This window comes from Tsuneonella sp. HG222, assembly GCF_053819185.1.
On sequence record NZ_JBSOQZ010000001.1, the window covers coordinates 2,218,790 to 2,238,488 of the forward strand.

General features: G+C 64.1%; 16 protein-coding genes. 10 read left to right on the forward strand and 6 right to left on the reverse strand.

All coding sequences use genetic code 11. The annotated features are described in order from the left end of the window. Positions 1-41: 41 nt before the first annotated feature. Positions 42-374 carry a thermonuclease family protein gene (locus ACWPMZ_RS11190; RefSeq protein ID WP_455704086.1) on the reverse strand — a complete coding sequence of 111 codons (333 nt, stop codon included), beginning with the start codon at positions 372-374 and terminating at the stop codon, positions 42-44. Between the two features lie 133 nt (positions 375-507). Between ACWPMZ_RS11190 and ACWPMZ_RS11195 the strand changes: the two genes are divergently transcribed. The 3 genes from ACWPMZ_RS11195 (at position 508) to ACWPMZ_RS11205 (ending at position 7,070) form a co-directional block, all read left to right on the forward strand. Then, positions 508-942, forward strand: coding sequence for a MucR family transcriptional regulator (locus tag ACWPMZ_RS11195; protein ID WP_455704087.1), 435 nt, complete (start codon positions 508-510; stop codon positions 940-942). A gap of 102 nt (positions 943-1,044) precedes the next feature. Continuing rightward, positions 1,045-1,353 (forward strand): excalibur calcium-binding domain-containing protein, encoded by a 309-nt coding sequence (locus tag ACWPMZ_RS11200; RefSeq protein WP_455704088.1) that lies wholly within the window; start codon positions 1,045-1,047, stop codon positions 1,351-1,353. Between the two features lie 146 nt (positions 1,354-1,499). Further along, entirely contained in the window at positions 1,500-7,070 is a 5,571-nt protein-coding gene (locus tag ACWPMZ_RS11205) for a DUF3320 domain-containing protein (protein ID WP_455704198.1), read from the forward strand. A gap of 6 nt (positions 7,071-7,076) precedes the next feature. On the opposite strand, the gene ACWPMZ_RS11210 is transcribed toward ACWPMZ_RS11205, so the two are convergent. After that, complete coding sequence (locus ACWPMZ_RS11210) at positions 7,077-7,904, reverse strand: abortive infection family protein (RefSeq protein ID WP_455704089.1); 828 nt, start codon at positions 7,902-7,904, stop codon at positions 7,077-7,079. 470 nt (positions 7,905-8,374) lie between these two features. On the opposite strand from ACWPMZ_RS11210, the gene ACWPMZ_RS11215 reads away from it, so the two are divergent. Genes ACWPMZ_RS11215 through ACWPMZ_RS11235 form a run of 5 tightly spaced genes read left to right on the forward strand, consistent with a single transcriptional unit; the run spans position 8,375 to position 11,455 of the window. Continuing rightward, positions 8,375-8,863 (forward strand): hypothetical protein, encoded by a 489-nt coding sequence (locus tag ACWPMZ_RS11215; RefSeq protein ID WP_455704090.1) that lies wholly within the window; start codon positions 8,375-8,377, stop codon positions 8,861-8,863. Position 8,864: 1 nt separating this feature from the next. Beyond that, positions 8,865-9,350, forward strand: coding sequence for a DUF7665 family protein (locus ACWPMZ_RS11220; RefSeq protein WP_455704091.1), 486 nt, complete (start codon positions 8,865-8,867; stop codon positions 9,348-9,350). Next, on the forward strand, positions 9,304-9,834 hold the full coding sequence (locus tag ACWPMZ_RS11225; RefSeq protein ID WP_455704092.1) for a Mov34/MPN/PAD-1 family protein: 531 nt from the start codon (positions 9,304-9,306) through the stop codon (positions 9,832-9,834). The genes ACWPMZ_RS11220 and ACWPMZ_RS11225 overlap by 47 nt, the downstream gene beginning before the upstream one ends. After that, entirely contained in the window at positions 9,831-11,210 is a 1,380-nt protein-coding gene (locus ACWPMZ_RS11230) for a hypothetical protein (RefSeq protein WP_455704093.1), read from the forward strand. The genes ACWPMZ_RS11225 and ACWPMZ_RS11230 overlap by 4 nt, the downstream gene beginning before the upstream one ends. Positions 11,211-11,260: 50 nt before the next feature. Continuing rightward, positions 11,261-11,455, forward strand: a complete 195-nt coding sequence (locus ACWPMZ_RS11235) for a hypothetical protein (RefSeq protein WP_455704094.1) — start codon at positions 11,261-11,263, stop codon at positions 11,453-11,455. A gap of 4 nt (positions 11,456-11,459) precedes the next feature. Here the strand turns inward: ACWPMZ_RS11235 and ACWPMZ_RS11240 are convergent, their stop codons facing one another. The 3 genes from ACWPMZ_RS11240 to ACWPMZ_RS11250 are packed head-to-tail and all read right to left on the reverse strand — an operon-like array spanning position 11,460 to position 16,074. Continuing rightward, positions 11,460-14,795: a UvrD-helicase domain-containing protein gene (locus tag ACWPMZ_RS11240; protein ID WP_455704095.1), complete on the reverse strand. Its 3,336-nt coding sequence runs from the start codon at positions 14,793-14,795 to the stop codon at positions 11,460-11,462. Continuing rightward, positions 14,795-15,403: a hypothetical protein gene (locus ACWPMZ_RS11245; RefSeq protein WP_455704096.1), complete on the reverse strand. Its 609-nt coding sequence runs from the start codon at positions 15,401-15,403 to the stop codon at positions 14,795-14,797. Before ACWPMZ_RS11245 ends, ACWPMZ_RS11240 begins: the two co-directional genes overlap by 1 nt. Next, the gene (locus ACWPMZ_RS11250) at positions 15,403-16,074 is read right to left on the reverse strand and encodes a hypothetical protein (protein WP_455704097.1); all 672 of its coding nucleotides are present in this window, start codon (positions 16,072-16,074) and stop codon (positions 15,403-15,405) included. The genes ACWPMZ_RS11245 and ACWPMZ_RS11250 overlap by 1 nt, the downstream gene beginning before the upstream one ends. Before the next feature lie 514 nt (positions 16,075-16,588). Between ACWPMZ_RS11250 and ACWPMZ_RS11255 the strand changes: the two genes are divergently transcribed. Beyond that, positions 16,589-17,197 (forward strand): DUF6088 family protein, encoded by a 609-nt coding sequence (locus tag ACWPMZ_RS11255; protein WP_455704098.1) that lies wholly within the window; start codon positions 16,589-16,591, stop codon positions 17,195-17,197. Continuing rightward, entirely contained in the window at positions 17,190-18,257 is a 1,068-nt protein-coding gene (locus tag ACWPMZ_RS11260) for a nucleotidyl transferase AbiEii/AbiGii toxin family protein (RefSeq protein ID WP_455704099.1), read from the forward strand. Before ACWPMZ_RS11255 ends, ACWPMZ_RS11260 begins: the two co-directional genes overlap by 8 nt. A gap of 518 nt (positions 18,258-18,775) precedes the next feature. Here the strand turns inward: ACWPMZ_RS11260 and ACWPMZ_RS11265 are convergent. Continuing rightward, complete coding sequence (locus ACWPMZ_RS11265) at positions 18,776-19,699, reverse strand: ketopantoate reductase family protein (RefSeq protein WP_455704100.1); 924 nt, start codon at positions 19,697-19,699, stop codon at positions 18,776-18,778.

The window sequence follows — 19,699 nt, forward strand, 5'->3', positions numbered from 1 at the left end:
AGTCCCAGCTTGCCCGCACGGGCCCGGATCTCGTCGTTGACCTATGCATCGCTGTAGCGGCGAAACCCCGTCGCCCAGCCCTGCGCCACCATGACTTTGTTGATGTCGACCCCATCGATCGAGCACACGGCCAGCAGCCGCCCGTACTGGTCGACTTCAGCGCCGCTGCAAGTGACAACCGCGCCACCAATGAGCATGGTCAGCTGCTCCGACGAAGCTTTGCCGCACGCCCAGCTCTGGCCTGCCCGGTCGCACTTCTGTGAGGCTTCCGGCGCATCGATGCCGACCAGCCGCACGCGCTTGCCGTTCACTTCCAGCGTGTCGCCATCAATGACTACGGCTGGTCCGGACAAAGTGGCTGCGGCGGCGGGCACTGCGGCTAGAGCCAAGTAGAGCGACGATTGGTTTCTGCTTCACTAGCGCCTCTTAAAGCGGTTGTTGCACGCTAAGCAACAAGCAGTAAGGGACGGCAGGTTACCTTTAGGTGTCGCAGACGGGAGAACAAAAATGGCTGCGGATAACGACCAGCGTGAGACACTCATTACCCTTACGTCCGACATTGTTGCGGCTCACGTCAGCAACAACTACGTGGCCGTTCAAGATGTGACGGCGCTGATCCAGAATGTGTACGGAGCGCTTGCTGGCCTGGGCCAGGTGACAGAGCCAGCACAGGTCCTGCAGCCCGCCGTTTCAGTACGCGCGTCGGTCAAGAACGACCATCTGGTTTGCTTGGAAGACGGCAAGAAAATGAAAATGCTCAAGCGGCACCTAATGACTGATCATGGGATGACGCCAGCTGAATACCGTGCGCGCTGGGGCTTGCCGGCCGATTACCCCATGGTAGCGCCGGAGTACGCTGAAAAGCGGCGCACTCTGGCTAAGGAGATCGGGTTGGGCCGCAAACCCGGGCAGCGCCGAGGTAGGCCCAAAAAGAGCTCCTGAGGCGACGAACGGATCTGCCGTAGGTACGACAAGTCGCTGTTCGGGTTAGGCCTTTCGGAAAAGTTGACCGATACTGCCTCATCGACTCGGGGGGAGGTCGCGATGCGCCACATCATACTAGCAGTAGCTTTTTCGTCGCTTTTTGTCGGCACGCCCGCAGCCCATGCGCATCCGGGAGGCTTAGCCGCCGACGGGTGTCACATGGAGCGCAAGACTGGGCAGCGTCATTGCCACGGCGCTTCAGCCAGCGCGCTGCGTTCCTCGTCCGCCGCCCGCCTGCTGGAAACCGGTTCCGCATCCTTTCCAAACTGTGCGGCCGCCAGGGCCGCAGGCGCTGCGCCAGTCAGGCGCGGACAGTCAGGATATGGCGGTCAATTGGATCGGGACGGTGACGGCATCGGATGTGAATGATGGTGCAGCCCGGTTGAAGCGGCCAAATTGCCTTGATGTGAAGGTGAAACGCTCGCCAGACCTTCTGGGTATGTAACACACTGGACAACCCGCCCAAGCGGGCATCAATATCGCCGGGATCGGCTGGGGGAAAAACATTGACGAGTGTGACTGTCGATGAGGTCGGCGAAGACGCGTCCGTTTTCCAGAGTGATCTTCCATTAGAAGCTAAGCTTGAGCGTGCACGCACGGAGTTGCTCGACCTTTCCGCGCGCAATCGGCTTCTTAACATGCCTCGATCTTCGAAGACGAAGGCGGTTGAAATCGTCGATGAGAAAAGCGCCGACGTCTTTCGTCTTCTCGTCACCGAGGGGCGGGTGTTTACGTTCCTAGCAGGCAAGCTGGCGCCTGGCGAAGAAACTGATCAGAAGGTTGACGAGACAGCTGAGATCTCCTCGCTGGCGCAGCCAGATGAAGAGGCCGACGAGAGCGGAAGGTTTGCCCGCCACGTCGACACCCGGCTGCAAACAAGATTAACCTCAAAGGGCTTACAGAAGCGCCTGCTTGAGCTTTACTACGATTCTAGGACGCTTGAGGAAGAACAGGGCGTCAACATTCTTTATCTGGCGCTCGGCGCGCTCAAGTGGGTAGACCCTCTAAACGCCACGAACATTCGATACGCGCCCCTCCTGCTCATCCCGGTAGCGCTGGAACGGGGAAACGCTGGCGAGAAGTTCAAGCTCCGCGCACGCCCGGAAGAGTTCGCATCCAATCTCTCCTTGGAAGCTTATTTAGACCGAGTGCACGGGCTGCGGCTTCCTGCCTTCGAGCCCTCAGAGCAGTTCGACTACTTCGCCTATTCCAGCGACGTTGCTGAGGCGGTTGCGTCAAAAACAGGATGGGAGGTGCTTCCGAACGACATCGCGCTCGGCTTTTTTTCGTTCGCCAAGTTTCTCATGTATCGAGACCTCGACCCCGCCAACTGGCCGGCTGGCGGCAGGATCAGCGAACGCCCGCTAATCCGCGGGCTCCTCTCTGAAGGGTTCGAAGCCGATGGCAGCATGATCCCCGAGGATGCGCCGATCGACCCGCATATCCCACCGGCCGAGATGCTCCACATTGTAGACAGCGACAGCAGCCAGGCGCTCGTCGTCCACGAGGTTCGGCGGGGCCGCGACATGGTCGTTCAGGGGCCGCCGGGAACCGGCAAGAGCCAGACGATCGCGAACATCATTTCTGCCGCCGTAGCCGACGGTAAGACAGTGTTGTTCGTCGCAGAAAAGATGGCGGCGCTCGAGGTCGTCAAACGCAGGCTCGATGCAAACGGGGTGGGCGACGCCTGTCTCGAGCTGCACAGCAACAAGGCGAACAAGCGCGCGGTCTTAGAGGAGCTGCGACGCACCTGGGAGCTGGGAGCGCCGCGTGGGCAGGAGCCCGGAACTCTCAACGCTCGACTGACCGAAGCCCGGGACCGGCTCAACGGCCATGCCCAACGCATGCACGCGCGGCACGGAACATCAGCCCTGACGCCGTTCGATGTGATCGGGCAACTGGTCCGATTACGTTTGGACGGCCAACGGCCGAACGACATCAAACTGGATGTGCCAGCAACGTGGTCGAAGGACGGCTTCCTCGAACGAAGAGAAACGCTCGCCGAACTCGTGGAGCGCATCGAGGCGATTGGTACTCCAGCCGAGCACCCGTGGCGCGGCGTCGGACTCTCGTCCATTCTACCGACCGACGTCGAACGGCTGGTGGCCCGAGTGTCTACGCTGGCCGAGCGACTGGCATCCTTGCGGGACGACGATTCTGCTCTCGCAGCACTCCTCGAAAGCGAGCCCGCCGCGTACTTGGGGGACATCGACGCCACCATAGCGCGCGCGAACCGTCTGCAGGGCGCGCCTAAAGTAGGTGCGGATGCGCTAGCTTCCGACGTCTGGGTGTCCTCGCATGACGACATCGCAGCGCTCGTCGCTCATGGCAGTCAGTACGCGGCCATTCGCGGCGAAGTTTCAGGCCTCTTTGCTGAAGGCGCCTGGTCCTCCGATCTGGAGGAGGAAATCAGTGCGCTTGAGGCGCTACCATCGGAGTTCGACGCGAACGACTTCGACGTAGCCCACCAGTTGGTCCACCTGCTGCCTCGCCTTATGGCCGACGCAGCATCTTTGGCACGAAGTCTAGGGCAAGGAACGCCGGACAGCCTCGCGGGTGCGGAACGCCTCGTGCTTGTCGGGGAACGCGTTGCGCACGCCCCGGTCGCAAGTCCCGAAGTCTTCGCCGCGGACCTCTGGGAATCGGGAGTGGAGCGCGCGGGCGACCTGGCGACGACAGTCGCGCGACTGGAGGCAGCCCAGGCCCGAACGGAAGGGATACTTTCAGAAGCAGCTTGGGAGGTCGATCTCACGGCCGCCCGAGCCACAATAGCTTCACACGGCACCGGAATTCTTCGCTTCCTAAGCGGCGAATGGCGCCGGGCTAATCGGGTGGTGCGGTCCTTCTTAGTTCGCCCTGACCAGCCGCTCGAGGAGACATTGGCTCTCTTGGACGCCTTGGCGGACGGTCAGTCGGCCCGGCGTGAGATTGAGCGCGAGGAATCGCTTGGCCGCACGGCCTTCGGCGATCATTGGCGCGGTACCCGGAGCGCCTCCGAGCCCTTGGGGTCCATCGTCGAGTGGATGCGCTCGCTAAAAGGCCTCGGTGCCGAGCCACGCATCATCGCCTCGCGTCAACCGGACCAGGTTCTGGTCGGAGAGCAGACCGCTGCGCTGCGCGACGTCGCGGCTTCGGTCGGCGATGCAGCCCGCCGCCTGTACGCCGGGCTCCGGGACCGGCGCGAGGGTGCCTTTGGGAATGCTCTTACGGCCGAGCGCGCCGATGTGACGGCGCTTCTCGAGAACTGCGTGCGGATCGACCACGCTAATCGCGTCACCCGCGCGTTGATGCGCGACACGCCAGATGCGCTTCCCGAGCGTCTGGCTCTGCTGGCCCGATTGGCCGACGGACAAGGGGCCGCGAAGAGCGTCGAACAAGGGATGCAGTTGGGGTCGGCCGCCTTCGGAGCGGCTTGGAGTGGGATTTCGTCTGATTGGAGCGTGCTTGCTGGTGCGGCTGAGTGGGTGCGTGAAAACGCCGATGTCCGGCTTCTAGCCAGCCGGCTAACCTATCGCGCGGACCTCGCTTCAGCGGCTGCCTCGCTCGAGGAGCGACGTGACGCCCTGGCAGCCGATATCAGTGAGCTGGGAACCGAGCTAGCGCTCGAAACCGAAGAGGCGTTCGGCACGCCCGCCCTGATCGACGCGCCGCTCACGACGCTGCTACACCGGCTGGAGAAATGGACTGCTAACGGCGAGCAGCTTTCCCGATGGGTTGCCTACCGTGACCGTGCCGCCCGCGCTCGGGAGCTCGGCTGCGGACAGGTCGTCGATCGCCTGCGCGACGGCCGCCTTGGCGCCGACGACGTGTTGCCGGCGTTCGAAATGACCTTTTACGAGGCAATCTACGCCGACATGACGAGCCGCGATCCCGAACTCGCGAGTTTTGACGGGACACTACATGGCCGCCTCGCCCGCGAATTCGCGGAGATGGACCGGCAGCGCATCGCGGTGTCTGCCTTCGAGGTAGTAAGCGCCCACTTCCGCCGGATGCCGGCGAGAGACGGAGGGGCAGTCGGGCCGCTCGGCACGCTCCGCGCCGAGATGCAGAAACGACGTGGTCACATGCCGATCCGCCGCCTGATGGAAAAGGCGGGACCCGCGGTCCAGGCGCTGAAGCCCGTCCTCATGATGAGCCCTCTCTCGGTCGCCCAGTTCTTGGCGCCCGGGGTGTTCGAGTTCGACCTGCTGGTGATGGATGAAGCCAGCCAGATCCAGCCTGTCGACGCGCTCGGAGCGGTGGCGCGCGCAAAACAGGTCGTCGTAGTGGGCGATCCCAAGCAGCTTCCGCCGACCTCCTTTTTCGCCAAGATGACCGGCGGCGGTTCGGACGACGAGGACGACGACGGAGGTCGTGTCGCGGATATCGAAAGCGTCCTCGGCCTATTCACTGCCCGCGGGCTTCCGACCCGCATGTTGCGTTGGCATTACCGGAGCAAGCACCAGTCACTGATCGCGGTGAGTAACCGACAATTCTACGAGAACAAGCTCTTCATCGTTCCCAGCCCGTACACCTCTGAGGCAGGCATGGGCCTTCGATTCCACCGTATCGCTCAAGGCCTCTTCGACGCGGGTGGCACGCGCACGAACCAGGCCGAAGCGAAGATCGTGGCGGAAGCGATCGTCACACATGCACGCGAATGGCCGAACCTCTCTCTAGGCGTGGCGGCTTTCTCGGCCGCGCAGCGGCGGGCAATCCTCGATCAGCTCGAATTGCTGCGTCGCACGCTTCCGCCGGAAGTCGAATCTTTCTTCCAGTCGCATCACTCTGAGCCGTTCTTCGTGAAGAACTTGGAGAACGTGCAGGGCGATGAGCGTGACGTCATCTTCATATCGGTCGGATACGGACCGACAGTGCCTGGCGGAAGGGTGCCAATGCGCTTCGGGCCGCTCGGCGCCGAAGGTGGCGAGCGCCGCCTGAACGTGCTGATCAGCCGCGCTAAGCAGCGATGCGAGGTCTTCGCGTCCATGACCGACGAGGACATCGATCCCGACTTTGCGGCGAGCCGCAAAGGCGTTTTCGCGTTCCGGATGTTCCTCAACTACGCCCGGACCGGGCGGCTCACCATCGCTGAGAGCACCGGGCGTGATCATGATAGCGTCTTCGAGGAGCAGGTCGCCCGCGCGCTCCAGGCACGGGGCTACCAAGTGCATCGTCAGGTCGGCCTTGCCGGCTTCTACATCGATCTAGCCGTTGCAGACGAAGAGCGACCAGGGCGCTACCTTCTCGGCATTGAGTGCGATGGAACCGCCTATCACGATGCGCGCTCGGCCCGAGACCGTGACAGGCTTAGGCAGTCCGTACTCGAGAGCCACGGCTGGACCATTCATCGCATCTGGAGCACCGACTGGTTCCACCGCCCAAGCGAGCAGTTAGAGTTGATCATCGCTAGGATCGAAGCGGCAAAGGCGGAGCACGACGCCACAGAAGCTAGCCGTCCCGCTCGCGCGGTGCCGGTGGAGCTTGTAGCCATCGAACGGGAGGACGGCACCGAGGTCGGCTTTGCTCGTCTTGGTGAGTCGGACGCAGCTCCTTCCCACCTCTATGTCGAGGCTGTCGTCACCCGCCCCCCCAACCGTTTGGAAGAGCTGCATGATACGCCGACAGGAGTACTGTCGATGCTCGCCGATGAGGTCGTTGCGACGGAAGGCCCCGTCCACCTCGACGAGGTGATCGCGCGCATTCGGGAGGGCTGGGGCCTGAGGCGCGCTGGCGGCAGGATCCAAGCTGCGATCGCTCGAGCCGTGGACGTTTCAGTTCGATCAGGGCGACTTGCCCGCTCAGGGGACTTTCTTTCAATACCGGGCGCCGAGGCAATGGTGCGCGATCGTAGTTTGGTGCGTTCGACCACGCTCAAGAAAGCGGAGATGCTGCCTCCAGCCGAAATCCGCGTAGCTGCGTTAGCGACAGTCCGTGACCATTTTGGCGCAACGCCTGACCAGATCGTTCAGGCGGTCTCACGGGCCCTGGGCATCAAGTCCACGAGTGCGCAGGTTCGCTCTGCAGTGCTTAAGGTCGTGGATGCGTCAGTGAAAAAAGGCGAGCTCGTACCCCAAGGCGAGATGCTCACTGTTCCAGCGATCTAAAGCGGATCAGCCGGCCCCGCCTATGCCCGCTGAAGCGCTCTCCGCCTGGGCAGTAGCTGGAGGTAACTCGACTGAAACGCGTTCGACGAATCTCAGCACCGAAAGTACGCTATCAACGATCAGCCGAGCTTCGTCCGGGCCGACGATTTCATTATCATGTGCAAACGAAGCATTGTTGCGGACGTCGTTAAACGCTTGAAGCACACCAGTCGAGTTCTTGAGGATCTGCACGGTGATCGGACGCAGGTTGCGGCTGGCGTTTAGATGCTTGGCGTACTTGCCGACTCTGCTGTGGAGCGGCTCCTCGCGCTCGCAGTCGAGCCCTACTCCCCGAAGCAGGTGCGCGAAGCGCTTGCACGAGTATGTGTGCAGGCGATCGACCGCCGCAGCATGCGCTCCGATGGCCACGTCCCGGTTGATCGCTGCAATCAGCTCCTCCAGCGTCGCACTTTCGTCGAAACGCGACAGCGCAGCGGTATCGGACGCCCCGATCTGACGCTCCAACCGCTCAACCACGGCCATGAAGCGCCCCCGCACGACGCTAGGCCTCGGCTCGACGACATCGCCAGGCGTCCACCCGCGGTGCTCGCGGTGATCCCATAGGGCACGCAGCAGGCGAGCAGCATCGGCAGGCTCAATGGCCTCGATCAGACAGCGAAGCCTTTTCGCTTTTGAGGTGCCTCGAACAGCGTATGCCCAGTCCTCAATCTCGGCGCCGAGCTCTTCGCGCACGAGGTCGGCCAGCTCGCGATTGGACAAGTCCATTACATAACCGCCGCTCATCCCGAGCAGCTCGTCAATGCACAGGCGGTCCGGACGAGAAAGCGTCGTCAAGTTAGCGCTCATGCACCTCGGACAACGCCGACAATAGCTCTAGGGATGGGCTTAATGTCACCGATTTGCATCCAATTCGTCTAAACATGCTTTAAGGCCCTGTTGTCATGAGTTGACCAATCTACGAGGTCCGCCTGATGCAGCTTTTCGCACACGCGAAGTACCGCGACAACGGCTCAGGTCCGAGTATGGTCTAACGGCACACGATGGCAGGTAGCGGACTGGCAGCATTAGATGGACTTCCGTCGCAACCAGACGTTCGCCAGCCGTTAAACTAACTCACCCTTCGCAGCGGCTCTTAGGTTGAAGCCTAGCTGCTCCTGTGAAAATCGCGGCGATGGAAGCCAATCACCACGCACGCTCGCGGCGAGATTCCGTCATCGTCGAAAAGTTCTACCGATTTTTCCGCCCAGCATTCGCTTGGCGTCCTGAGGGCGGTCAGTTCGCCGCCTGATCAGGAGCCCAGCCCAATGCCCCACATCGTCTTCATCGCCGTCCAGGGTCACGACAACCTCGTCGAGGTCGATCTGCCCGATAACGCTTCGATCGAGATCGTTCACGCCGCCGTCAAGGAGGCCGGGATCGAGATCGACGAGGAGTTCATCCTCTTCCACGACGAGGATGACGACCCGATCGAGTGGCACGGCCACGAGCGCCCGCACAACATCAAGCACGGCGCGAAGCTGCACCTCTCCCGGTGCCGCAAGGTCGACGTCACCATCCACTTCCTCGAGCAGACGAAGAAGCACAGCTTCGCCCCGGGCATCCGTGTGCGCCGCGTCAAGAAGTGGGCACTCGACCACTTCAAGTTGGCCGAGCGCGACGCCGCCGAGCACGTCCTGCAGATCTGCGGTACTACCGACCGGCCGCCGACCGACACCCCGCTGCACAAGCTCGTCAAGCACGGTCACTGCGAGCTGTCCTTCGACCTCGTCCCCGACATCCGCGTCGAGGGCTGAGGTGAACGCGCCCGTCAGTCCGGACCAGATGTTGCTCGAGCGCGACCTGGCCGCACCGGAGTTCCGGTGCGGCCAGTTCGAAGGCCGCTGGCGGCTGGTCTCGAAGGCATGGCCGCACGTTGTCATTGCCGTGTCGGCCGCGCCGCGCAAGGGTTCGCCGGACGAGTTCGGCCTGCGCTTCGAATGCACCGGCTATCCCCAGCTGGCGGTCACCGCCCAGCCGTGGAACATTGCCACCAACGCGCCGCTCGCCGCGCACATGTGGCCGCGCGGCAAGTCGATCCTGCCCTCAGTGTTCCGCCCCGACTGGCAAGGAGGAACGTGCCTCTACCTACCGTGCGACCGCATCTCGATGAACGGCCACGAGGTCTGGGTGAACCAGCATCCCAACCGCCTCTGGCACCCTGCGCGCGGCATCATCTGCTACCTGGAGCAAGTCCATGACCTTCTCAATCAGGCCGATTACACGGGCGCTGCTGCGGCGTAGCCGCGGCATCCGCGTCGGGCCCGATCGCTGGCGCGACCTGCTGGCCGAACTCGACCGCCGCGGCGCGCGTCGGCATGAGGCGGGCGCTTTCCTGCTCGGCACGCGCGTGGGCGACCTTCGCGAGGTCCATGACATCGTGTTCTACGACGACCTGGACCCCGACGCCTACGGCTCCGGCGTCTGCATCCTCCACGCGCCGGCGTTCGCCGCCCTGTGGTCGATGTGCCGCGAACGCGGCCTCACCGTCGTCGGCGACGTACACACCCATCCGGGCGGCGCGTTCCAGAGCGAGGCGGACCGCACCAACCCGATGGTAGCGCGCGAGGGTCACATCGCGATCATCGTGCCGAACTATGCCACCGGTCGCCCGGCGACCGCGAGGCTCGGCATCTTCGAATACCGCGGCGATCATGCGTGGACCGACCAATCCGGCGCCCGCGCGTGTCGCTTCCTTCACATCGACTTCTGGAGCAAGTTCCTATGACGACAGATCCGGACCGCCTGCATCGCACGGCGAAGTACTTCATGGACAACGGCCGCGCGGCCACTGCCGAGGACGCGGTCGACATGCTCAAACGCTTCGGCCTGACGATCGTCGTGGACGCACTGAGCGCCGCCAGCGCCAACGGTCAGATCGCGTTGCTGACGCTGGTGAACACCGCGCGCCGCACCATGCTCGGCGGCGTCGAGGTCGAGGGTGTCAGTGACCAAGCAGTCATCACGCCGCTCGCGCGGGAGGGCTCGCTTCGCGAGGCGATCGAGGCGCTGGGCGGCACCTGCGCCGAGCGGGCCCGCGAGGACTGGCCACGCGCGATCATTGGTGAAGCGGCGGCGCCCGCGGCCGCCGCGCCCGCCTGGCGGCTACGCTGGTCGGGCTGGCGTGGGGGCGTCATCCCGGCGAGCTGGCCGTACGATCCTCCCGTCGACTCGATGCCGCTGGCCCCCGTCCTGGCGGCGGCGACGTGCGTCGGCGAGGTGTTCGCGTGGCATGCGGGTGACCACGACATGGCGGGGCGTCGCGCGTCCGGCCTTTCGATCTGGAATCCAAGCGCGCCATGGCTCGATCACGATTCGACCGAGCCGACGCTCCGCTACCTGCCGTCCAGGCTGTGGCTTATCGGGCTCGGCAACCTCGGCCAGGCGTTCGCGTGGGCATTGGCCTCGCTACCCTATCCCGAAGGGGCGGACACGATGCTGATGCTGCAGGATTTCGACAAGATGGCGGAGTCAAACGACAGCACGTCGCTGCTGGCGGTGCCAGACCAGCCCGCGGTCATGAAGACACGCTGGGTCGGCGAATGGCTCGAGCGTCGCGGGTTTGAGGTCCGCCTGGAGGAGCGTCGTTTCGGAGCATGGACGCGGCGTCACCAACTCGAGCCCGGGGTGGCGCTCTGCGGCGTCGACAACGCGCTCGCGCGCGCGGCGCTGGAGGACGGTGGTTTCGACCTAGTGGTCGAGGCCGGACTCGGCGCCGGCACGCAGGGGTTCCGCAACTTCTCGCTGCACTGCTTCCCCGGCCCGAAGCGCGCCAGCGCGATCTGGGCCGCCGCGGCCGCGGCGGCCATCGGGCCTGACGTCTCGTCGATGCCCGCCTACGAGGCGATGAAGAAGAAGGGTGTCGACCGCTGCGGACTGACGCAGCTGGCGTCCCGCACCATCGGCGTTCCTTTCGTCGGCCTCACGGCGGCGACGATGGCCGTCGGCGAGCTGCTGCGGCGGCTGCACGGGGGGGGCGCGATGGAGCTGACGTCGGGCTCGCTAATGGCTCTCGACGACATCGACAATTTCAATGGCGCTCCCGAACCGTATGGCTCTGGTCACCTCGACGTCGCGTCGGGCGTCCAGGCGCAGGCAGCGTAGCCGACGGCGATAGGACTTCCTGTCGCCGATCGTTCGGCTATAGTCGCACGATGTCCGTGCTAGGCGACGTGCGCGCACCGATCGACCGCCTGGTGCCGGAACCGATCTGCGGCGAATGCATCGCCAAGCGACTCGGGCTGTCGGTGCGGCAGCACGCCAACCACAAGACGCGCGAGCTGGCGGGCGTCGTCGCTTCGAGCAGCGCAAAGACCTTTGCTTGCTCTGTTACGGCGAGAAGCTGGTAATCGGTCAGACGCCGCAGATGAAGTAGCACTGGCAGTTGGGGCAGTAGCGGCGCTCCTTGGCGAGCGTGCCCAGCGCGCCGGCCTCGATGGAGGCGATCGCCTCGCCAAACGCCTTCAACGACTTCGGGTCGGCGGCAGGTCCGATCTCGCGCACCTCGCCATCGCTCGGGTAGAAGGCCTGCACGATGATCGCCTTGCCCGGGAAGCGTCGCGCGGCGGCCGCGCGGAGGACCGCATAGATCGGACGTTCGGCCTCCGACTTAGCCTGGCGCCCGGTCCGAATCTGCTGGACCCTGACGGTCGCCCCCTCGACGATCAAACGGTCGGGCTCGACGGTGACGGTGCGATCGGCAATCTCGGTTTCGAGCGCGCCCTCGACATACTCTCCCGTCTCTGAGCCGATGAAGTCGGCAGCGTTAGCGACCATGCGGTCGGCGGCCTCCCGGTAGTAGGTCTCAAAGCCATGCCCGATGGGGCCGCGCGCGTCCCACAGGACGGCGAGCCGTGCCAGCGCCTCCTGCCTGTTGGCCGGGCTTCCAGCCGCGCGCCGAGCCTGGATCCACGAGATCGTCCGGCGGACGCAGCGATGGAATGAGAGGAAGGCGGACGCGTCAGTCCCGCCCCGCAGTCCCATGACCTCCTCGTAGCGATACCGCGACGGGCAGCGGATGAAGGTCTCTAGCTCGGACGCGGAGTAGGTCGTGCGCTGTGCCACCTCGAACACCTTTGCGGCTCCCGACCCAGGAATCGTCGAGGGTAGCATCCGGTTCATGGTCGACACGCTGGGAAGCGATTGAAGAAACTTCGAGGCCGACGCCGCCATACCGGCGGTATATCGCTCCGCCCGGGTCAGCGAGAGATAGTCCCGGGCACGGGAAAGCCCGACGAAGAAAAGGCATTCCTCCTCCGCCTCGTGATCCTCCTTGCCCATGGTCAGCTGAGGGAAGGCCGACAGTGGTGGCGTCCGGGACCCCTGCCTGCTCGCAGGCATGTACCGGGTCGCAAGCGCGGGAAGGTGCACCGCCGAGAACTCCAACCCCTTGCTGCCATGGATGGTCATCACCCGAACGGCGTCGACGTCCGTCGCTTCCGCCGAGATCGCCCTGTAGACGCTATCCTGGTTGAGAAGCTCGATCCTACGGATGCGGGCGAGCAGGCGCCGCCGGCTGCGGTCGCCCGACGCATCGTGTTCCCCGCAGACCTTGAGCAGATGGTAGATCGCTATCAGCTTTTGCCGCGAGGCGGGGTCCGTCGACGTGACCAGCGGGGTTAGATACTGGCTCCTCTCGAAGAGCCAGGTCGTGAGCAGGGACCACGGCGTCGTGAGAGGCCCGATGTCGGAAAGCTGATGGCCGAGCCTCGCGAGGCCGATCGCACCTTCCGGTGACACGCCCTCGATCGCATTGGCGCGCCGCAACGCATCCACGATGGTCTCGCCTTCTACGACGTTGGCGACCACCGCAAGCGCGTCCTCGGCCGTGGCGCCATATTCGGGCAGCTGGGCGACGCGCACCAGGCCGATGCCGCCGAACTCGGCGTCGATCGCGACCAATGATAGCAGGTCGCGGATTTCGTCGCGCTCGAACAGGTCGCCGAGATACAGGAGTGGGACGTCGAGCCGCTCGAGCAGGGAGGTGAGCCTTCCGAGCGTGAGGTGGCTGCGCGCCAATATGGCCTGGTCACGGTAAGGCACCCCGGCCGCGCGCAGGGTCTCGATGCGGTCCCGGATCGCACAGGCCTCAGCGTCGACAGTAGGACATACCTCTAGGGTGACCTCCCCGAGGTCGCCGCGGTTCGCATCCCAGGACGAGGCGGCGCCACCCTGCATGCCGCCCGTGAACGCCGCGAACGTCCGCACGACCGGCGTGCCCGAGCGGTAGTTGACGCCCAGGCTCAACGTCTGTCCCCCGAACTCCGTCGGGAAGCGCGCCACGTTGGAGGGCTCGGCACCCCGGAACCGGTAGATGGATTGGCGGTGATCGGCCACGACCCACACGTCCTCGCATTCACGGGCGAGCGACCGCAACAGCATCGAGCTCGCGAAGTTCACGTCCTGATACTCGTCGACCAGAATGTGCTTGAACCGGCCGAGGACATCCGTGCGAACCTCAGGATCCTCGAGCAGCGCGATCGCGTGGAGGATCAGGTCGCCGAAGTCGACCGCGTCCGCCTCCTCCAGGAGCTCTTCGTAGATGCCGTAGACGAGTCCGACCTCGACCGCCTTCTCGGCCGCCTCGGCCGCGACTTCGTCGTCGCCAGCCGCCGCCAGGTCGGCCCGCGCTGCTGCTAGATACTCCGCGGGGCCGATCAACTCATCCTTCGCGCGCGAGATCGCGCTCAGAACGAACGTCAACTCGAAAGCCGGCTCGAATAGGTTTTGGTAGTGACGCAGGGGCAGCCTTTTGAGGTTCGCCTCGAGCAGCGCGAGCGCGGCGGTCGGGTCGAGTATCGACACGTCCGCCGTCCGTCCGACCCTGCCGGCGAAGCGCGTGACCAGCTCGAGGCCGAACGCGTGGAACGTGCCAACCCACATTTCTATCGCCGCCGTCATGTCGGCGAGCGACAACCGTTCACGCATCTCCTCGGCCGCCTTGTTTGAGAACGTCAAGGCGAGGACGGATTCGGGCTCCGCGTCGACGAGGATGTGGCGGATGCGCTCGATCAGCGTCCTGGTCTTGCCGGTGCCGGGACCGGCATGGACGAGAAGCGGCCCACCGTTCCAGGACGCGGCGGCCTTCTGGTCGTCGTCTAAGTCGTAAACCGCACCTCCGGTCGGGGCCGGTGGAGGTGCCTGCAGCGGCGGGAGGAGCAGTGCCCGGATCGCTTGCTGAAGGACCAGGCCGCAGGGCAGCCCCAGCTCCTTCGCTACTGCCGACGGTCTCGCGCCGCCGATCAGCCGGCCATGCAGCCAGTCCGACGGGCACAGGAACTCGCCCGCGAAGACGTCAGCCTGGACCTCCTTGCGCTCGCGCGAGGAATAGCCGTCCACGCGCGCCGCACCGGCTTCGACTGTCTCGCCGGACAGCAGCATGTTTATTTCGGTGACGTTAGTCTCAGGGTCGCTGTGCAGCATGAAGTGCCCGAGCTCGTGCGCAATGACCACGGCACGCTCGTCATCCGGCTGACCTTTCGCGACGTGGACGATCTTGGCGCCGCGCTCGAACCAGCCGAGCACGTTGGTCGCGACGCTCGTGCCGGGGACGAACTCGTCGAGCTCGAGGTCATGGACGTGGACCATTCCCTCGATGACGGATTTCGCGTCCTGCGCGCCGGAGGCTGCCGCCACCGCGTCGGCGCGACATTGCCGTGCCACTAGACGGATGTCGCTCCAGGCGTCCATCAGTCCTGTTCCAGCCAGTAGCGCACCTGCTCGTCCGCCATGCCGGCGGACCGTATGATGTCCCCATACTCCTGCTGGTTGGCGCCGGGCGGGCCATGCGCCTTGGCGTGGCCCGCGAGCCGGGGGCTGCCGATGGCGTTTCGGTACGCGGCGTCGAATTGGTCCGATGTCATGCACATCGCGTCGGCCACGGCCTCCCTGAAGCGTCTCATCGGGTTCAACATCCGGCCCGCGAACAGGGCGGCGACCACCACGCGCTTCAGCCCTAGCTTCCTCGCGACCTCCGACTGCGACAGGGAGGCCCGCGACGCGAAGCCGTCGAACGTCTCCTGTCCGCCGGTGGCCGCGGTCGCCTCGCGACGCGCGTTATAAAGCGCGTCGTGGATGCGGCTCCGGCCGCGAGCATGCATCACGTCGTCCACTACGGCGCTCTTCTCGTCCGCCTCTGCGAACATGGCGACGCGGATGGCCGCGTGCTCGCGGATGTCCTCGGCGAAGCGCGGGTGGCGCTGCGACCAGCGTTCCACGTCGGCGCGCGTCGGGAGCTCGCACTCCTCGTGAAACGCGATCAGCACCGCGTCCCGATCCATTTCCTTGTTGTCCATCATCACGGTTTCCTGACCAATTTGCTGAGCTGCACCTGCACGTCCGCAACCCAGTCGCGGGCGGTGTCGCGGCTGATGCCGAGAATGCTTGCTATCGAATGCCCCCTGTCGCTGCCGTACGGGACGCCCTCCATGTGGAGCTCGAAGGCCGCGCGCTTGCCCTTGTCCTTGACGCGCGAGAGGATCAGCTGGACGTGGACCTTCTGCTCCTCGATCGAGAAGACGTCGTCCATGGTGTCGGGGTCGACCACCGTCCCGATGTCATCTGGCGCCTCGCCGCCGCGCTTCATCGCCTTGTAGGCCGCGCGCACCTTGTCGGTGGCGCGGAACCGGAGCGTACCGGCGAACGACGAGCGGAGCGCCTGGCCGTCGGCGGACCTCGGCGACAGCATGGCCTTCACCATCTCGCCGTGCGTCGCCTCGACGACTGCGCGGCCCTCGTCGTCGAACGGCTTCTTGGCGACCGCACCGCGGATCACCTCCTCCATGCGGTCGGAGATGTATTCGGCCATCTTGCCGATGATGCGCTGGTCGACGCCGGCCTTGCCGAAACCATCCTGGATCGCGGCGACGATCAGCCCCTCGCGAAAGCGGTGCAACTGATCCGTCTGCACGATCCGGCACCAGGCCTGGTGGTCGGCCGGCGGCGGAGGCTCATCGTCCGCGTCACTCATCAGCTTTTCCTTCAAGTCTGACCCTCAGAGTGGCAAGCGAAGAACGAAGGAGAAAATCGGGAGAAAAAATTCTCCCGCGGGCGGTGCACGCGGTGCCTTCGCGACCAATTAGTTCGTCGCCGATCACCCACCCCCCAGACGACGAGCCGACATGCGGCGGCGGGATTCTCCCGACGTCGTGGGCCCGTCAGGGACGGAGGTTGCCGAGAACGCGCAATTTCTTCAACCCATTGCGAGACTTGGCAGCACCATTCCGCTTCAGAATGGATGCGTCGCTCGGTTCATTCGCCGATGCACGGCCCGCACGGACAAACGTCGGCCATCGGGAGAGTGCTTGAGACGGTTGAATGTCCGAAACGGGCGCTCAGCGGATTGGCAGTAACTGGCCGTAAGCGATCCGGGTTGTTTTTGTCCGCGTTAGCGCGAGAGTGGACGTCGTTCCCTGCGCCGGACCAGGCGATGGTATCTTGTTAGATAATTCCGTGCCATTATCTAACAAGAAAGGAGCAGTGTCGTGTCCGCCATTGCAGACAGAATTATGAAGCGCGTGCGCCGCAAGGGGCGCGGGTGGGTGTTTACGCCCAAGCACTTTCTCGACCTCGGTTCACGGGGCTCGGTCGACATGGCGCTGTCGCGACTGACCAAGTCCTTTGCGATCCGCCGGCTCGATCGCGGGCTCTACGATTATCCTCGCGTGCATCATGCGCTCGGCACGTTGAGCCCTGACCCAGCGGCGCTCGCCGCCGCGCACGCCACTAAGAGCGGTGACAGGCTTGCAATTTCCGGCGCAGCGGCCGCCAATAGTCTCGGCCTCTCGACGCAAGTGCCGGCCAAAGCGAGTTACGCGACCACCGGCCCCACGCAGGTCAAGCGTACCGCGGGCCGCAGCCTGACCCTGCGCCACAGCCGCGCGCCTGTCCTGCAAACCGCTTCGGGCTCAGCGAACGCGGTATTACAGGCTTTGGCCCTGCTCGGCCGGGCCAAGGTCGATGCCGACACGATCCAGCGGCTCGCGTCTCGGTTGGACAGCGACGACATGCGGCAGCTGCTGCGCGCGCGCGCGTCCATGCCCGGCTGGATGGGCGATGTGATCCTCAAGATCGACGCAGCGCAGCATGGATAGGTTCGTCCGCGCTAGCATCGACGATCGCCGCGCCTTCATCGAAGAGGCAGCCAGCAGGCGCGATCTCACGCCGCTGATCATTGAAAAGGATTTCTGGGTCTGCTGGACTCTGAGGCGGCTCACCCGAACGCCTGACCTCAAAGGGCACTTGACCTTCAAGGGCGGCACGTCGCTTTCCAAGGCCTATGCGATCATACAGCGCTTTTCCGAAGATATCGACCTCACCATCCGCCGGACCGCCCCGCTGTTGGACAAGGTCAGCTCGCCGATGGAACCCGGGATCAGTGGCAACGAGCGCCAACGCCGCACCAAGGCGCTGAAGGCGGCGGCACAAGCCTATGTCGAGACCAAAGCGCTTCCGGCGCTAAGTAGGGCGATCGAATCCGAACTAGGCACTACCGAAGGCTGGAGCGTCGAAGTCGATCCGGACGACAAGGATCGGCAGACCTTGCTCTTCAACTATCCGCGCGCTTCAGGATACGGCCTCGGCGATTCCGGCCGCGGAGCCTTCGGTGGCGATGACGGCACCGGCTATGTGAAACCCCGAATCAAGCTTGAATTCGGTGCGCGCGGCGATCCCGATCCGTTCGAGGCTCGAGATATCAAACCGTATCTCGCTGAAGAATTTCCCGACGGCTTGCCCGACGCGGTTACTTCGGTCGAGACTCTCAGTATCGTCCGCACCTTCTGGGAAAAGGCGACGATCCTCCATGCGTTGCACCACAACGGCAAACTGCGCGACGGACTTTCCCGCCATTATTACGACCTGTTCATGCTCGATCTTGCCAAGATTACCGGAGCGGCACTGGCGGAGCCAGAACTGCTCGCGCAGGTCGTGTGCAACAAGTCGGTGATGTTCGCGGACGCATCCGCCTCCTACGATACCGCCGACCTGGCTGGACTGCGTATATCCCCTTCGCCGGAGATACGGGACGCACTCGCCGCCGACTACGCTGCGATGGCGGAGATGTTCATGATCAATCCGCCCAGCTTCCCCGAATTGCTCACGGGCCTGGCCGACCTTGAGAAGCGCATCAACACGGCTGGTCCTGCCTCCTGAACCTGTCGTCTCCATCCGCGGCGCCCGGAGTCACGCAATTTCCGGTTAGTCTCGCCACATGGGCCATGTTCCCCGTTCGCACCCTCACTCCCAATCTTCCGGACGCCCACGCCGATCCCTCAATGCATGTATTCACCTGCCCACTTGGACTCTGCGCCTACAAGTTTGATGAACGTTAGAAATTAGGGGCTGAATTTCTAACAGGAGCTTACGCGCATCCCTGGCGTCGAGTCGGTCTCGAGCTACTGCTCGAATGGCATCGTCAGGCTGTGAGGACATGACCGGCTCTGGCCGATTGCTGACCGTCCGCTCTGAAGCTTCCTCGGGCGAGAAGCGGACGGTCTCCATTGGACCCCAAAGCGGACATTGGCTGGGCCTTGTACGATCCAGCGAGAATGGCCGAAAGCGGACCAGCCGTTTTGAAGGTTCCGGTGAAAGAAGCCGACATATTGCCGAGCGCCATTCGTCCGATCATCCAATCTATTAAACGGAGCTACGTCATCCCGGAATTAACGAGATCATCTCGATAGAGTGTCCGGAGTGAGAAGCCGCATCAAGTCCGCTAACGTCGCTGTGACGGGGGCCGCAACTCCGCTCGATTCGGCCGCGCGTACGATGGCACCGTTGATCGCTTCGATCTCGCTGTGTCTTCCGGCCAAGCGGTCCTGCAGCATCGACGCACGATGATCGCGATGGTGGGTCAAAGCATGCTCTACTTCATGGCGGATGCGCTTTTCGTCTAGGAACAAACCTCGCGACGCCGCGGTGGCAACCGTTTCTGCCACAATCGCGTTTGCGATACGGCGGCCTTCAGGTGTGTCGAGCCCACCATTGGCAAGACCAGTGACGGCGCCGAGCGGGTTGAGCGCCGCGTTAAAGGCCAACTTCTCCCACACTGCCACTTCGATGTGCATATCGAGCCTGCAATCGAACCCACCGTCGTTCAGTAGACCCTCGGCGGCCACTGCGCCTGCCATGCCTTGGGGCGTGAGCGGGCCCAGGCGGATGTGACCCGTCCCGTGCGAGGAAATCTGGGTGGGGCCATCAAGGTTCGATGGCAAGGCCGCCGTCCCGAGCAACACGCGCTCAGGCATGAAACTCTTGGCGACTTCTTCCGCGTTGCCGATGCCGTTCTGCAAGGTGAGCGCATAGGTGTTCGGGCCCGCAAGATGGGTAATCGAGCGCACGGCCGCATCGGTGTGAAGCGCCTTGGTGAACAGGACCACGAGATCCGGAGCGGCAGTTAGTTCCGCCGCGGTGGCAACGTTCACCGGGACGGTGCGCACACCGTGATCGTCGTCGAGGGTTATTCCGTCGAGCGCGATCGCCGCAAGCCTCACCTTGTCGATATCGACGAGCGTCACATGGGCGCCGGTCTCCGCCAATCGCGCGGCGAGTAGGCAGCCCATTGCGCCCGCGCCGACTATGACGACTTGCTTCAT

What these genes read in the sequence shown, in the direction of transcription:
- ACWPMZ_RS11195 (WP_455704087.1), top strand. Translation starts at nt 508, where the DNA reads ATGGCTGCGGATAACGACCAGCGTGAGACACTCATTACCCTTACGTCC.
- ACWPMZ_RS11200 (WP_455704088.1), top strand. Translation starts at nt 1,045, where the DNA reads ATGCGCCACATCATACTAGCAGTAGCTTTTTCGTCGCTTTTTGTCGGC.
- ACWPMZ_RS11215 (WP_455704090.1), top strand. Translation starts at nt 8,375, where the DNA reads ATGCCCCACATCGTCTTCATCGCCGTCCAGGGTCACGACAACCTCGTC.
- ACWPMZ_RS11225 (WP_455704092.1), top strand. Translation starts at nt 9,304, where the DNA reads ATGACCTTCTCAATCAGGCCGATTACACGGGCGCTGCTGCGGCGTAGC.
- ACWPMZ_RS11230 (WP_455704093.1), top strand. Translation starts at nt 9,831, where the DNA reads ATGACGACAGATCCGGACCGCCTGCATCGCACGGCGAAGTACTTCATG.
- ACWPMZ_RS11235 (WP_455704094.1), top strand. Translation starts at nt 11,261, where the DNA reads ATGTCCGTGCTAGGCGACGTGCGCGCACCGATCGACCGCCTGGTGCCG.
- ACWPMZ_RS11240 (WP_455704095.1), bottom strand. Translation starts at nt 14,795, where the DNA reads ATGGACGCCTGGAGCGACATCCGTCTAGTGGCACGGCAATGTCGCGCC.
- ACWPMZ_RS11245 (WP_455704096.1), bottom strand. Translation starts at nt 15,403, where the DNA reads ATGATGGACAACAAGGAAATGGATCGGGACGCGGTGCTGATCGCGTTT.
- ACWPMZ_RS11250 (WP_455704097.1), bottom strand. Translation starts at nt 16,074, where the DNA reads ATGAGTGACGCGGACGATGAGCCTCCGCCGCCGGCCGACCACCAGGCC.
- ACWPMZ_RS11260 (WP_455704099.1), top strand. Translation starts at nt 17,190, where the DNA reads ATGGATAGGTTCGTCCGCGCTAGCATCGACGATCGCCGCGCCTTCATC.
- ACWPMZ_RS11265 (WP_455704100.1), bottom strand. Translation starts at nt 19,699, where the DNA reads ATGAAGCAAGTCGTCATAGTCGGCGCGGGCGCAATGGGCTGCCTACTC.